Annotated in this window: 13 protein-coding genes and 2 tRNA genes; 13 read left to right on the top strand and 2 right to left on the bottom strand. The window is 63.2% G+C overall.

From position 1 onward, the window contains the following. Positions 1–98: 98 nt before the first annotated feature. Together M2332_RS03115 and M2332_RS03110 are read right to left on the bottom strand one after the other, a co-directional pair. Positions 99–287, bottom strand: coding sequence for a hypothetical protein (locus tag M2332_RS03115; protein WP_264572931.1), 189 nt, complete (start codon positions 285–287; stop codon positions 99–101). Positions 288–464: 177 nt separating this feature from the next. Then, positions 465–554: transfer RNA gene (locus tag M2332_RS03110), tRNA-Ser, on the bottom strand. A 148-nt stretch (positions 555–702) separates the two neighbouring features. Here M2332_RS03110 and M2332_RS03105 point away from each other — a divergent pair. From M2332_RS03105 to M2332_RS03045, 13 genes are all read left to right on the top strand, one after another. Next, positions 703–1,785: a lytic transglycosylase domain-containing protein gene (locus tag M2332_RS03105; RefSeq protein WP_264572930.1), complete on the top strand. Its 1,083-nt coding sequence runs from the start codon at positions 703–705 to the stop codon at positions 1,783–1,785. Between the two features lie 97 nt (positions 1,786–1,882). After that, the gene (locus M2332_RS03100; protein WP_264572929.1) at positions 1,883–3,043 is read left to right on the top strand and encodes a D-alanyl-D-alanine carboxypeptidase family protein; all 1,161 of its coding nucleotides are present in this window, start codon (positions 1,883–1,885) and stop codon (positions 3,041–3,043) included. A gap of 8 nt (positions 3,044–3,051) precedes the next feature. After that, entirely contained in the window at positions 3,052–3,681 is a 630-nt protein-coding gene (gene tmk, locus M2332_RS03095) for a dTMP kinase (protein ID WP_264572928.1), read from the top strand. After that, entirely contained in the window at positions 3,678–4,658 is a 981-nt protein-coding gene (locus M2332_RS03090; RefSeq protein ID WP_264572927.1) for an AAA family ATPase, read from the top strand. The genes tmk and M2332_RS03090 overlap by 4 nt, the downstream gene beginning before the upstream one ends. A 238-nt stretch (positions 4,659–4,896) precedes the next feature. After that, complete coding sequence (locus M2332_RS03085) at positions 4,897–6,180, top strand: Nramp family divalent metal transporter (protein WP_264572926.1); 1,284 nt, start codon at positions 4,897–4,899, stop codon at positions 6,178–6,180. A gap of 125 nt (positions 6,181–6,305) precedes the next feature. Next, positions 6,306–7,871 (top strand): methionine--tRNA ligase, encoded by a 1,566-nt coding sequence (gene metG, locus M2332_RS03080; protein ID WP_264572925.1) that lies wholly within the window; start codon positions 6,306–6,308, stop codon positions 7,869–7,871. After that, on the top strand, positions 7,871–8,653 hold the full coding sequence (locus M2332_RS03075) for a TatD family hydrolase (RefSeq protein ID WP_264572924.1): 783 nt from the start codon (positions 7,871–7,873) through the stop codon (positions 8,651–8,653). The genes metG and M2332_RS03075 overlap by 1 nt, the downstream gene beginning before the upstream one ends. A gap of 4 nt (positions 8,654–8,657) precedes the next feature. Further along, on the top strand, positions 8,658–9,431 hold the full coding sequence (locus M2332_RS03070; RefSeq protein ID WP_264572923.1) for an MBL fold metallo-hydrolase: 774 nt from the start codon (positions 8,658–8,660) through the stop codon (positions 9,429–9,431). A 40-nt stretch (positions 9,432–9,471) separates the two neighbouring features. Next, positions 9,472–9,648, top strand: a complete 177-nt coding sequence (locus tag M2332_RS03065) for a hypothetical protein (protein WP_264572922.1) — start codon at positions 9,472–9,474, stop codon at positions 9,646–9,648. A 93-nt stretch (positions 9,649–9,741) separates the two neighbouring features. Continuing rightward, a tRNA-Leu gene (locus tag M2332_RS03060) sits at positions 9,742–9,828 on the top strand. 743 nt (positions 9,829–10,571) lie between these two features. Next, a complete protein-coding gene (locus M2332_RS03055; RefSeq protein ID WP_264572921.1) occupies positions 10,572–11,996 on the top strand; it encodes an MvaI/BcnI family restriction endonuclease in 1,425 nt (474 codons plus the stop codon). Between the two features lie 195 nt (positions 11,997–12,191). Further along, entirely contained in the window at positions 12,192–13,412 is a 1,221-nt protein-coding gene (dcm, locus tag M2332_RS03050; protein WP_264572920.1) for a DNA (cytosine-5-)-methyltransferase, read from the top strand. Between the two features lie 3 nt (positions 13,413–13,415). Further along, on the top strand, positions 13,416–13,868 hold the full coding sequence (locus M2332_RS03045; protein ID WP_264572919.1) for a very short patch repair endonuclease: 453 nt from the start codon (positions 13,416–13,418) through the stop codon (positions 13,866–13,868). Positions 13,869–13,893 lie beyond the last annotated feature (25 nt).

Raw genomic sequence — 13,893 nt, 5'->3', positions numbered from 1 at the left:
GCTTCCGCTGCCGACAGGATCAAGCCTGTCTCCATGAAGCGGTCGACCGGAGCCATGCGGGCAAGGGGGAGGGACGGCATGGCTCCGGTGACGGGGGATCACTTCTTGACGGTCGTGCTCTTGGCCGGAGCGGCGAGCGATGCAGTCGTCGTGCTCTTGGCCGGCTTGGCGGGCTTGGCCACCTTGTGATGGCTTTCCTTCGCCGGTGCCGTCTTGGCCGAAGCGACAACCGGCGTGGCGATGGCTGCGAGGGATGCCAGGCCGGCAATGATCAGGCGACGGTTCATGAGGGTATCTCCTTCAACAAGCGACCCTTCGTGGATCGCAAGCCCCTTATGGCCCCCAGCACCGAACCGGAGCATGGCGCCTGCATGAACTTTTGGACATGTGGGGAATCGGGGTGGCGCACGATCCATTGCCGCCAAAGACTAGCGACCGGAAGAGGAAGCCCGCGTGAGAAGATTTGGCGGACAGGGTGGGATTCGAACCCACGGTGAGCTTCCACCCACGGCGGTTTTCAAGACCGCTGCCTTAAACCACTCGGCCACCTGTCCGTTGCTCCGCGCCCTAGTCGAAACTGTTCGGCAAAGGAAGCCCGCGCGAGCGAGGCATTGTTGCGCGGGCGGTTCGTCGCAGGGGCGATGCGCCCAATTGCGGAGGCTTGCCTTGCGCGTCCTGCGTCAACTCTGCCAATATGCGCGGATGACAATGCATTCGCTTCGCCGCCGGCTGTTGCCGCTTTGCGGTTTCGCTCTCGGTCTTTCCCTCGCCGCGCAGGCCCCCGCCGTGGCGCAGGCACTGCCCTCGTCGAACGATCCGGTCGATGCGCAGACGGCGGCCGGGTTCACGGGTTATCTGCAAAGTCTGCGTGGCAAGGCGCGGACGCAAGGCGTGAGCGATGCGACTTTCGACCGGGCGATTGCCGGGCTGAGCTTCAACCCGCGCGTCGCGGCGCTGGATCGCGGCAATCTGCCGACAGCCGACAATGCCCAGATTCCCGATTTCGAGCCCTATCGCCAGCGCCACATCGATGCGCGGAAGATTGCCCGCGGCCGCGCGGTCTACAATGCCAATCGCGCGCTGCTGGTGGCGATCGAGCGTGATACGGGCGTGCCGGAGGAGATCATGGTCGCGATTTACGGCCATGAGACGAATTACGGCACGATCAGCGGCGATTTCGACCTGCTGCGCTCGCTGGCGACGCTCGCTTATGAAGGGCGCCGGCGCGCGCTGTTCGAGCCGGAACTGCTGGCCGTGATGTCTATGATGCAACGCGGCGTTCCGCGTGAGCGGCTGGTCGGCAGCTATGCCGGCGCGTTTGGCTATCCGCAGTTCCTGCCTAGCGTCTATCTGCGCGATGCGGTGGATGCCGATGGTGACGGGACGCCCAATATCTGGTCGAGCGAGCCCGATGCGCTGGCCTCCATCGCCAATTATTTCCAGCGCGCCGGCTGGCGCAAAGGCGAGCCCTGGGGCGTCGCGGTGCGGCTGCCGACCGGATTCGACCGTCGGCGGATCACCAGCACGCTCAATCCCACTCGCTGCCCGCGCGTGTTCGGTCGTCACAGTCGCTGGCTCTCGATGCGCGAGTGGCAGGCGCTCGGAATCATGCCGGAGGGCGGCTCCTGGCCGGATGGCAGTATTCAGGCGACGCTGATCGAGCCGGATGGCCCGGGCAAGACGGCCTATCTGCTCACCGGCAATTACCGCGTAATCCTCGACTACAACTGCTCGAACTTCTACGCGCTGTCCGTCGGCCTGCTGGCCGATGCGGTGCGGCCTTGATCCGGGGCTAGGCAGAGCCATGGCGGATGGCTAAGGACGAAGCGAAGCCGCGATGCCCGCAGGGCGCGCGATGACCTGTCAACGACCGGATTTTCCCATGCGCGCACTTCTGCCGATTGCCCTCGTCCTGCCGCTCTTCCTGTCCGCCGCGCAGGCGAACACGCCAAGCTACACCTCCGAGGCCTCCGTCGCCTATATGGTCGATCTGTCGTCCGGCCGGGTGCTGTTCGATAAGGATGCGGACCGGCGGATGCCGCCGGCATCCATGGCCAAGATGATGACCGCGCATGTGGCGTTCAATCTCATCAAGCAGGGCAAGCTGCGGCTCGACCAGAAGTTCACCGTCCGTCCGGAAACCTGGCGTAAGTGGCATAGCCAGGGCTCGACCATGTTCCTCTCCGTCAATGAGGAGGTCTCGGTCGAGAACCTGTTGCACGGCATCGTCACGCTCTCGGGCAATGATGCCTGCGTGGTGCTGGCCGAGGGCATCGCCGGATCGGAAGAGGCCTTCACCGACCTCATGAATGCCGAAGCCAAGCGGCTGGGCATGACCAACAGCCATTTTGCGAACACCACCGGTTGGCCCGACGAAGGCCGCACCTACACCACCGCGCGCGATCTTGCGACGCTCGCCCGCAACACGCTGGAAGAGACGCCGGACCTCTACAAGCAGTTCTACACGGTCAAATCCTTCACTTGGGGCCAGACCATGGGCGGATCGGAGATCAGCCAGGCCAATCGCAACCCGATTCTCGGGCGTGTGGATGGCGCGGATGGCCTCAAGACCGGCCATACCGAGGAGGCGGGCTACGGCTTCACCGGCTCGGCCCAGCAGAATGGTCGCCGTCTTGTGATGGTCGTCGCGGGCCTCACTAGCTTCAATGGCCGCGTGGAGGAATCCGTGCGCTTCATGGACTGGGGCTTCAAGGCCTGGCGGTCCAAGCCGCTGGCCAAGAAGGGCGTTACGCTGGGGCAGGCGCAGGTCCAGGGCGGCTGGGCACGCTCGGTCGATCTGGTGACGCCGCGCGATCTCGTCGCGACCGTGCCGATTGCGGCGGCGAATGGCGAGATCAAGGCGCGGGTCGTCTATCGCGGCCCAATCAAGGCGCCGATCGCGCAGGGGCAGGAGATTGCTCATCTGGTGGTGGATGCCGGGGACGGCACTACGCAGACCCTGCCGCTTGTAGCCAAGGAAGCTGTCGCAGAAGGCGGCTTCTTCGCGCGCCTGTGGAACGGCTTCCTCTCCTTCTTTAGCTGAGTACCGACATGACGCGCGGCCGCTTCATCACGCTGGAAGGCGGCGAGGGCGTCGGCAAGTCCACGCAGGCCCGTCTGCTCGCGGAGGCGCTTGAGGCGCGCGGCATCCAGACAGTGCTGACCCGCGAGCCCGGTGGCAGCGAGGGGGCCGAGGCCATTCGCGGCCTCCTGCTCTCCGGTGCGGCGGATCGCTGGAGCGTGCGCGCCGAGGCGCTGCTGTTCGCTGCGGCCCGGGCCGATCATGCCGAGCGCACCATTCTGCCGGCCGTGGAGGCCGGCAAATGGGTGATCTGTGACCGTTTTCTGGACAGCAGCCGTGCCTATCAGGGCGTGGGCGGCGTGCTGAGCGACGAGGACATTCTGACGCTCCACCGCATCGGCTCGGGCGGGCTGTTGCCGGATCGCACCCTGCTGCTCGCCCTGCCGCTCGATGAGAGCAGCGAACGGGCCGGCGCGCGGGATGCCGGGGCGGTGGATCGGATCGGCGGGCGCGATGCTGGGTTTCATCGCGATGTCGCCGAGTCATTTCGCCGGTTCGCAGCCGCTGAACCCGCGCGTTTCCGGGAAATTGATGCCAGCGGATCGATGGAGACGGTGCGCGACCGGCTGCTGGCCGCGCTCGCCGACTGGCTGCGATGACGCGCTGGCTCGGCCATGACGAGCAGATCGCGACGCTGATCGAGGCCAGCGCGACGACCCGGCTCCATCATGGCTGGATCTTCGCCGGGCCGCGGGGGCTGGGCAAGGCCGGGATCGCCTATGATTTCGCCCGGCGGCTGCTGGTCAGCGGCGCGGGACGTCCCGTCCCGTCGGATCGGCTCGCACCGGACCCCACAGACCCGGCGATGCGCCTGTTCGATGGCGGCGCCCATCCCGATTTCATGCGGCTCGAACGACTTGAGCGCGACAGCAAGACTGACAGCGGCGCACTCGCCCGCAACATCACCGTCGATCAGGTGCGCAGCCTCTCGCGTCTGCTGCATAGCGCGCCCTCCATGGGCAGCCGGCGTGTTGTGCTGATCGACAGCGCGGATGATCTGGAGGCGGGCGCTGCCAACGCCCTCCTCAAGAGCCTGGAAGAGCCGCCGACGGGTGCGATCTTCGTGCTCGTGGCGCATCGGCCCGGTCGCTTGCTGCCCACTATCCGCTCCCGCTGCCGGGTGCTCCGCTTTGCGCCGCTGGATGATGCGAGCATGGCACAGGCGCTGGCGACCGCGCTGCCGGAGGTGCCAGAGCCTGAGCGCGCCGCGCTGGCGGCGAGTGCCGAGGGGGCACCGGGGCAAGCGATCGCCAATCGCGATCTGGATCTGCCCGGGCTGGAGCACGCACTCGATGCCATCGCGCAGGGTGGACGCGGTGGGGAGGGCGCCCGCGCCGGCCTGATGAGCGCGCTCTCGGGGGTGGCGGCTCGCCCCCGCCTCGAAGCCTTTGTCGATCTTGTGCCGCGCTACATCGCCCGCCGTCTGCGGGGTGCGCCCGCGTCCAGGCTCGGTCCTGGCATCGCCGCCTATGAAGAAGCCCAGCGCCTCGGCGCCGGCGCTGTCACCCCGCTGCAGCTCGAGCCCGGCGCGCTGGTCTACACCCTGTGCGAGACCGTGGCGCGCGTCGGGCGATAGAGGTGTTCGCTGGCCTTTCTGAATAGGTGCTCCTGCGAAGACAGGAGCCCAGGGCACAACTGACGAACCTAGCCGCCCCAGGCTCCTGCCTTCGCAGGAGCGCATCCAAGCGTACATCATCGGCTGCCCAGCAGGAAAATCACCACATTGCCAAAATCGCGCTATACCCCTCGCGAACGGCAAGTGGGGGACTGACAGGATGGCGAGCGAGCACAGGCAAACCCGAGATGCGCCCGACTTGCCTTCCACACCGATAGACGAAACCCCGCCCGTCGGACTGGAGCGCTGGAAACGGCTCGGCCCCGGCATCGTCGTGGCCGCGACCGGCGTCGGCGCGGGCGATCTCGTCGCCACGCTCGTTGCCGGCGCGCGCTTTGGCTATGCGTTGCTCTGGGCCGCCGTCATCGGCTGCATCATTAAGATCGCGCTGGCCGAGGCGACCGGGCGCTATCATCTCGCCACCGGATCGACGATGCTGCAAGGCTGGCGGTCGCTCGGCCATTGGACGAGCTGGTACTTCGGCATCTACATCCTGATCTGGGGCTTCGTGTATGGCGGCACGGCGATGAGCGCGACCGCGCTGCCGCTCGCCGCGATGTTCCCCGGCCTGCTACCGTTCTGGGCTTGGGGGATGCTGTCTGGCCTTGCCGGCGCGCTGTTCGTCCTGTTCAATCGCTATGCGGTGTTCGAGGCCGTGATGAAGCTGCTGATCGGCGTCATGTTCGTCGTCGTTGTCGGGCTTGCGATCCTCGTCATGCCCGATCTCGACGCAGCACTGATCGGCCTCGCGCCCACGCTGCCGGAGGGCTCGGCCATCTATACGCTGGGCCTCATCGGCGGCGTCGGCGGCACGATCACGCTCGCGGCCTATGGCTATTGGGTCAACGCCAAGGGTTGGCGCTCCCCAGCCTGGATCCCGATGATGCGGTTCGACAATCGCGTGGCCTATATCGCGACCGGCATCTTCGTCATCGCGATGCTCATCGTCGGTGCCGAACTGCTCTACACCGCGCAGATCGCGCTTTCCGGTGGCGACCGGGGCCTGCTCGATCTGGGCGCGGTGCTGGAGGCGCGCTTCGGGCGTACCGTGGCGACCTTGTTCCTCATCGGGTTCGCGGCGACGACCTTTTCGTCGGTGCTCGGCGTCTGGCAAGGCGTATCGCTGCTGTTTGCGGATTTCGTCCGCAGTATCCGGGCGGAACGGGCACGGGAGATTGCGGTGCATGATCCGGCCATAGCGGCCACGCTGGACCGGACGCCGGCCTTCCGCTTCTACGTCCTCTGGCTCACCTTCCCGCCCATGCTCCTGCTGTTTCTGGGCCAGCCTTTTGCGCTCATCATTGCTTATGGCGCGTTCGGTGCCTTCTTCATGCCCTTCCTCGCCGTCACGCTCATGTGGCTGCTCAATTCGAAGGCAGTGCCCGCGCAATGGCGCTCGGGCTGGTGGTCTAACCTGATGCTCGGCCTGGCCTCGCTGCTCTTTGCGGTGCTGTGCGTGGATCAGATCCGCTCGCTGTTGTAAGTCACCCTTTCCGCGGGGCGCCGCGCTGCGAGGTCGGAGAGGAGTCTAGGCATCCTCCCTGTACCCCGCTAGAGAAGCCGCAAGCGAAAGCCGCGCCTCAGACGGCCCTTATCCAGCAGGACATCATGCCCAAACCCTTAACCATTACCACGGCGATCAGTTACCCCAATGGCCGCCCTCATATCGGCCATGCCTATGAAGCAATCGCGACGGACGCCTTCGCCCGCGCGGCCCGGATGATGGGGCGGGACGTGTTCTTCCAGACAGGCACCGACGAGCATGGCCTCAAAATGGCGCAGGCCGCCCGTGCGCGCGGCGTTGAGCCTGTCGCGCTGGCCGATGAGATGTCAGGCTATTTCAGGGAGATGGATGATCTTTTGAACATCAGCTATGATCGCTTTATCCGCACCAGCGAGCCGGCCCATCATGTCGCAAGCCAGGCCATTTGGCAGGCGATGGTCGACAATGGCGACCTGTATCTCGATCGCTATGAAGGCTGGTACTCGGTCCGCGATGAGGCCTATTATGATGAAAGCGAGCTAAGCCTCAGCGATGGCGGGGAAAAGCTCTCCCCGCAGGGCACGCCGGTGGAATGGACCGTGGAGGAGAGCTGGTTCTTCCGCCTCTCGGCCTATCAGGACCGTCTGTTGGCGCTCTACCGCGATCAGCCGGACTTCATTCAGCCCGAAAGCCGCCGCAACGAGATCCTCCGTTTCGTCGAGGGCGGGCTGCGCGATTTGTCTGTCTCGCGCACCAGCTTCGATTGGGGCGTGAAGGTCCCCGGCTCGCCGGATCACGTCATGTATGTGTGGGTGGATGCGCTCACAAACTATCTCACAGGTTGCGGCTATCCCTCTGATCCAGAACGCATGGCGCGCTACTGGGCGGAAGGGGGCGACATCGTCCACATCATCGGCAAGGATATCGTACGCTTCCACACGGTCTACTGGCCGGCTTTCCTGATGAGCGCGAAACTGCCTTTGCCGAAAACGGTGTTCGGCCACGGCTTCCTGCTCAACCGCGGCGAGAAGATGTCCAAGTCACTGGGGAATGTTGCCGATCCGGTCGAGCTGGCCGAGGCCTTCGGCGTCGATCCGCTGCGCTACTTCCTGCTGGCCGAGGTCGGCTTCGGCAATGATGGCAGCTATAGCGCGGAAGCCATTGTTCATAAATCGAATACCGAGCTTGGCAACGCCTTCGGCAATCTCGCCCAGCGCGTGCTGAGCTTCATTGCCAAGAACCTGGAAGGCCGTGTGCCCACACCGGCACCCAATGCCGATGATGAGGCCTTGCTGGCGCAGGTGCGGCAGATTGCCATGCAGGATGTTCCCGGCGCATTCGAGCGCTTCGCCCCGCACGAGGCGATCCAGGCCTGGCTGCGCGCGGCCTATGCCTGCAATGCCTATGTCGATGCGCAGGCCCCTTGGGCGCTCCGCAAGACCGATCCGGCCCGTATGGAGGCCGTGCTGGCGACGCTCTATGTCTGCATTGCGACGCTGGCTGTCTCCGCACTGCCGGTCATCCCGCGCAGCGCAGAGGAACTGCTCGACCGCATGGGGCTGCCTCAGGATGCGCGCACGTTCAGCGCCATCGGCACGGACTGGTACACGCCGCTGCGCGCGAGCGGCCATGTCGTCGGCCCGCAGCAGCCGCTCTTCCCCCGCCTTGAACCCCCCGCAGCGGAAGCCTGATGCTCGTCGATAGCCATTGTCACCTCAATTATGAGGGGCTGGTCGAGGATCAGCCCGCTGTCCTCGCCCGTGCGCGTGCGGCGGGGGTGGGCACGATGCTCAACATCTCCACCCGCGAGCGGGAGTGGGCCGCGATTATCGGACTGGCCGAGCGCGAGGCGGACGTCTGGGCGAGCGTCGGCATTCATCCGCATGAGGCGGACAGCCATGCCCATGTCGATACCGCCAAGCTTGTGGCCGCTGCGGCCAATCCCCGTGTCGTCGGTATCGGCGAGACCGGGCTGGATTATTATTACGACCATAGCGATCGCGTCCAGCAGCAGACGAGCTTTCGCGCCCATATCGCCGCCGCGCGCGAGACCGGTCTGCCGATCATCATCCATACCCGCGATGCCGAGGCGGACACCGCGGCCATTCTGCGGGACGAGATGGGGCAGGGGACATTCACCGGAGTGATCCACTGCTTCACCGCCAGCGATGCCTTTGCCGACATCGCACTGGACCTCGGCCTGTTCATCAGTATTTCCGGGATCGTGACCTTCAAGAACGCCAAGGCTTTGCAGCAGACGGCGGCGCGCATTCCGGCCGACCGTTTGCTGGTCGAGACGGACTCGCCCTTCCTCGCGCCGGTGCCGCACCGCGGACGGCCCTGCGAACCGGCGTTCGTCGCCGATACCGCGCGCTTCCTGGCCAATCTTCGTGGCGAGCCTCTGGAGGCGCTGACGCAGGCAACGACGCACAACTTCTTCGCCCTGTTCTCCCGCGCCGCGCCGGTCGCGTGACGCCATGACGCTCAAGCTGGTCATGTTGGGGAGCGGCACTTCCTCGGGCGTTCCGCGTATCGGCAATGATTGGGGGCAGTGCGATCCCGCCGAGCCGCGCAATCGCCGCACCCGCGTCTCGATCCTTGTCGAGAGTGCGACCACGCGGTTGCTGGTCGACACCTCCCCGGATTTCCGCGCGCAGATGCTGGCGGCCGATGTCGTGCATCTGGATGCCGTCTTCTGGACCCACGACCATGCCGATCACTGCCACGGCATCGATGATCTGCGGCAGATCATGCATCATCGTGGCACCCCTGTACCCGGCTATGGTCACAAGGCGACCATGGCGGCGTTGCGCAGCCGCTTCGACTATGCGTTCGATGGGCGCGAGGGGTATCGCGCGACCATCGCGGGCCATGACCTGCCCGACGAGGGGGTGACGGTGGGCGACATCGCGGTCACCCATGTCGATCAGCCCCATGGCTTCATCTCCTCGAGCGGCTTCCGATTCTCCTGCGGCGGCCGGTCGCTGGCCTACGCCACGGATTTTCACGAGATGACCGATGCGATGGTCTCGCTCTATGCGGGCGTGGATTGTCTCGTCATCGATGCGCTGCGCGAGCGGCCGCACCCGACCCACGCCCATCTGGCTCTGACGCTGGAGGCGATCGCGCGGATACGCCCAGGCCGCGCCATCCTCACCCACATGGATAACAGCATGGACTATGCCCGTCTGCGCGCCATGCTTCCCGAAGGCGTCGAGCCCGGCTACGATGGTCTGACCGCCCTGATCTGATCTCCCTTCGCGGGCGTCCGTTCCAGCAGGAGAGTTGGCCATGGCCGATATGATTGCCCAAAGCCTCTGGTTCGTCCTGGCCTTCGTCCTTGTCGGCAGCAGCCTGGCCCTGCGCCGCCTCCCGCTCCACCATCTGGTGAAGATGATCCTCATCTGGATCGCCATTTTCGCCGCTGTCTGGATCGTCGTTCTGGCCTTCCGCGGCCTCTCTGGCTGACCCCGACACAATATTTTGCATCAATCCCATCTTATCTGTTCGAGGCTGTTGACACCCCCGAACAGCCCCCCTAAAGCGCCGGTCCTACCCCGTGCCCAGATGGCGGAATTGGTAGACGCACCAGCTTCAGGTGCTGGCGATCGCAAGGTCGTGGAGGTTCGAGTCCTCTTCTGGGCACCATTTTTCTGACACCCCCAAATAGCGATGATTTCGCTCTTCCCGCGCTCGGGAAGGGGTTTGGTGGCTGCGTCTTTTCCCCTTGTAGCCGGCTCCCTGACACCACACGAATTTTGCGGTCGCGAGCCATACATGCGCACATGCGATCATCGCAGGTCGATAATCTATGTTGGGAGATCAAGGGCTTTTCCAAGCCTGCCCAGCCGGGAAGGCTGGTGACCCCTACGGGAGGGGTCCCCAACAATCTTCCGATAGAAAAATCAACAACTTATTGACCGCCGGATAAGCCCAAAACTACGTCCGTGTACTACCCATTTGGAGTACCGGGCATGGGCACGGTGCCAGCGCTGCCCGGACCTGTAAAGGCGAAAACCGTCTCGACCTGCGTGGCGGTTCTCACCGCTGAGTGGTGAGGTGTTCCGGGTATGTCCTACATGCGACCGATCAATGCCAACCATAGATCGTGATCATGCAACCCCAAATAGCAATCGGCGACTCCCCCGACCACGAGAAGGCCGGTGCCAGTCAGCAAGCCAGCCTGTCCGCTGTGCGCCTGACATTTCCATCGCCTCCATGGCGGTCGCGCCGACCGATCTCCAAGACTCGCATTAACGGCGCGCGCCAAGTCGCTGAACGGGAGCTGCGTGGAGAATTTATTCGCAGACAATTCGCTATATGTTGTCTACAAATGGCCGAAATGAGCTATTCATAATATTCTAGCCGGGTTTTAGCCGTGTAAATACCCCTTGCGCGCCTATTTCCAAGTGCCTACTTCGCCTCCATCAGAAATCCTGGAGGTGCCGGTGCCGTTCGAATATTCTCCCGCAGATCTCTCCGAAATTCGCGACCTGCTCGGCCGCCATGGCGCGACAGAGGCGCTGATCAAGCCGCTGAGCAAGAACCACAACGACAAGAACCAGATCTACTCCGGTGCTGATTTCGCACCCGTCTATCCCATGTTCGACGTGACATTCTCACTCCGGGGATCGTCTGCAAGCCGCAGGAAGGGAGCCAACACGAAGGGGGCGGCGATTCCAGAGGCGATTTTCAGTCACTTTGCCTGGATCGATACAACTGGCCGGGAGGTCGCCGCCCGAGACGTGCGGATGATCATCTACCCTCAGTATCCGGAGACGCGGCTGAGTGGATTCAAGACAGTCGAGAACACCATGCCGGAAGCCATGTCGGTGGCGTTTACGAAGGCGCATCCGCACATACCCCGGTATCTGGTTCTGGGACGCCGGGGCTTGGGCGAGGTCATTGCGGTCCTGGTTGCCGATCCCAAGCCGCAGTTCATCAGCGATGTCGCCGCCCTGCCTTCAGCACAGGGTTCGCGAGTGTGGCGGCATCTGCGGCTACGGTCGACCGCGCCTGAGCGCCTCACTGCTATGCTTGCGGTAGCCGCCGGGCGACCGCTGCCCGGCAGTCGGCTGGATACGTCGGGAGGCACTCTTGCTTTCAACGGAACTCAGGTGTGCGGCTACACCCTGGAGCATGCGCTCGGGATCATTCCGAACAGTGACAAGAATGGCGATTTCGAGGGAATTGAGCTCAAGACCCACACTCAGAAGAAGGTGACCCTGTTCACGCCGGAGCCCGATATGGGGGTTTATGCGCAAGATTTTGCGAAGTTCATGCAAACTTGGGGCTACCCTGATGAAAACGGCAATCTGCGGGTTACCGGCGTCCATCGCGTAGGGGTGCGATGCGACAAGAGCGGCCTGACTCTCCGAATCATGAACCATGTCCGAGGCGTCTCGCTTGCAGCCAGCGCCGACGATGACGTGCATCTTGGCCTGTTCGATGACGAGGATTGTTTGGCGGCGGGATGGTCGTTGGAGCGGATGCTCAACTCCTGGACATCCAAGCACAACGAGGCTGTCTACATCCCCGCCACGAAAGTGAAGTCCAGCGATCCGGAGTTGCTGAAAATGGGGCACCAGCACATCATCCAGTTTTCCCGGCAGGTGATGTGGTGCCGGGAGACCTCGGCCGAGCGACTGTTCGAGGCGCTGTACAACGGCACGCTGTTTCTCGATCCGGCACCTAAGTACTGTCCCGGCAATCCCCGGCTCAACAAACGGCGTTCACAATGGCGCGTCAACGACATCGCCGAGGCCGCAAAGGATTTGTACCGGGATGTGCGCACAATTTCCCTTGATGCACACTGAATTGATCCCTGATCGCCCGGTTGGGCTTGCTGCCGCAGCCCGGGCGCTTGGGCGCTTCGCATGACAGGTAACCGCTGCCACCCCTGAAATCAGATCGAAATCCAGCCAAGAACAAAAAGTGAACTATTTTTGAAACAGGACTTGTTATCTGGGATGAAGGACGACACTGTGTCGTAAATTGTCCCAGAGGAAAATATGCTTAACGAATTTGCTGCTCTTCGCGTCCGCGCCGGCCTGTCGGTCGATGAACTCGCCCTCATGACCGGTTACAGCGGGCGTCAGGTACAGCGCTGGGAAGCAGGTGAGGGTAAGCCGCGCGAGGCCGCAATCGGGCTACTTCGTTCCATGGCTCGCGAGACCATTAATCAGCCTGCCACCCGGTTCAACTTCATTGACCTGTTTGCCGGGATTGGAGGGATTCGCAAAGGCTTTGACGCAATAGGAGGACATTGCGTGTTCACCTCCGAGTGGAACAAATATGCCCAGCAGACTTACGCCGCCAATTTCCGGGACAATCATCCGCCGCATGGCGATATCACGACCATTGGCATCGATGAGATCCCAGACCACGACGTTCTGCTTGCAGGCTTCCCGTGCCAGCCTTTTTCGATCGCAGGCGTATCCAAGAAGAACTCCCTGGGCCGCAAGCATGGATTTCTGGATGAGACTCAGGGCACGCTGTTTTTCGATGTCGCGCGCATTCTGAAAGCAAAGCGACCGGCGGCGTTTCTGCTTGAGAACGTCAAGAACCTGACCAGTCATGACAAGGGGCGTACCTTTGAGGTGATCCTCAAGACCCTGACCGAAGAGCTCGGCTACAAGGTCTGGCACAGGGTCATCGACGCACAGCACTTCGTTCCGCAGCACCGCGAACGCATTGTCATCGTTGGCTTCCGGGAGAATGTTGCATTCGGATGGGATGACCTGAAGCTTCCTGTCCGGGGTAGCGTGCGCCTGAAGAGCATTCTGCATCCGCAGGATGGATCAGAGAAGGCAGAAGCACCTTATACCTTGGGCCCCGATGCCATTGTGAACGGCAAATATACGCTGACTGACAAGCTCTGGCAGTATCTTCAGGGGTATGCCGATAAGCACAAAGCGGCGGGAAATGGCTTTGGCTTCGGTCTCGTGACGCCGGACGATGTCGCTCGCACGCTTTCCGCCCGCTACTATAAGGACGGATCCGAAATCCTCGTTAGTCAGGGCAAAAAGCGTAATCCGCGCCGCCTTACGCCGCGGGAATGCGCCCGCTTGATGGGCTATGGCGATGACTTCCGTATCCCCGTGTCAGATACCCAAGCTTACAAGCAGTTCGGCAATTCCGTGGCGGTGCCCGTTTTCGAGGCCGTCGCGCGGATTATGCAGCCCCATATCCAGGCGCTGGTCGAACCGGCATTGCCGCGCGAAGCTGCCTGAGGTGTGGCTGACGTTCACGATGCAGCGACCCGCAGCCGGAATATGTCTGCCATCAAAAGCAGTCATACAAAGCCGGAACTGCTGATCCGCAAAGCATTGCATGCGGCCGGTCTGCGTTACCGTCTTCACGCGAAACAACTGCCGGGCAAACCTGACCTCGTCTTCCCCCGCCATAAAGCGGCCGTGTTCGTGCATGGCTGCTTCTGGCATCAGCATGACTGCCATTTGTTCAAATGGCCAGCCACGCGGGTGGATTTCTGGCGTGAGAAGATCGGCCGCAATGTCGCCAACGACGAGCGGGTCACCGGCGCGCTGCTAGACGCTGGCTGGCGTGTAGCGACGGTGTGGGAATGTGCGCTCAAAGGCCGGACGAGAAGTGATTTTGGGGAAGTGATGCGGCGTCTGATCGTCTGGATACAGTCTAACGACCAAATGATCACGATCAGGGGGGAATAGAAAACAGCTGGCCCGCTTCTGGTAA

The sequence above is a fragment of the Sphingobium sp. B11D3A genome (assembly GCF_025961695.1).
Classification (GTDB): domain Bacteria; phylum Pseudomonadota; class Alphaproteobacteria; order Sphingomonadales; family Sphingomonadaceae; genus Sphingobium.
This window is presented reverse-complemented; position numbering and strand designations above follow the sequence as displayed.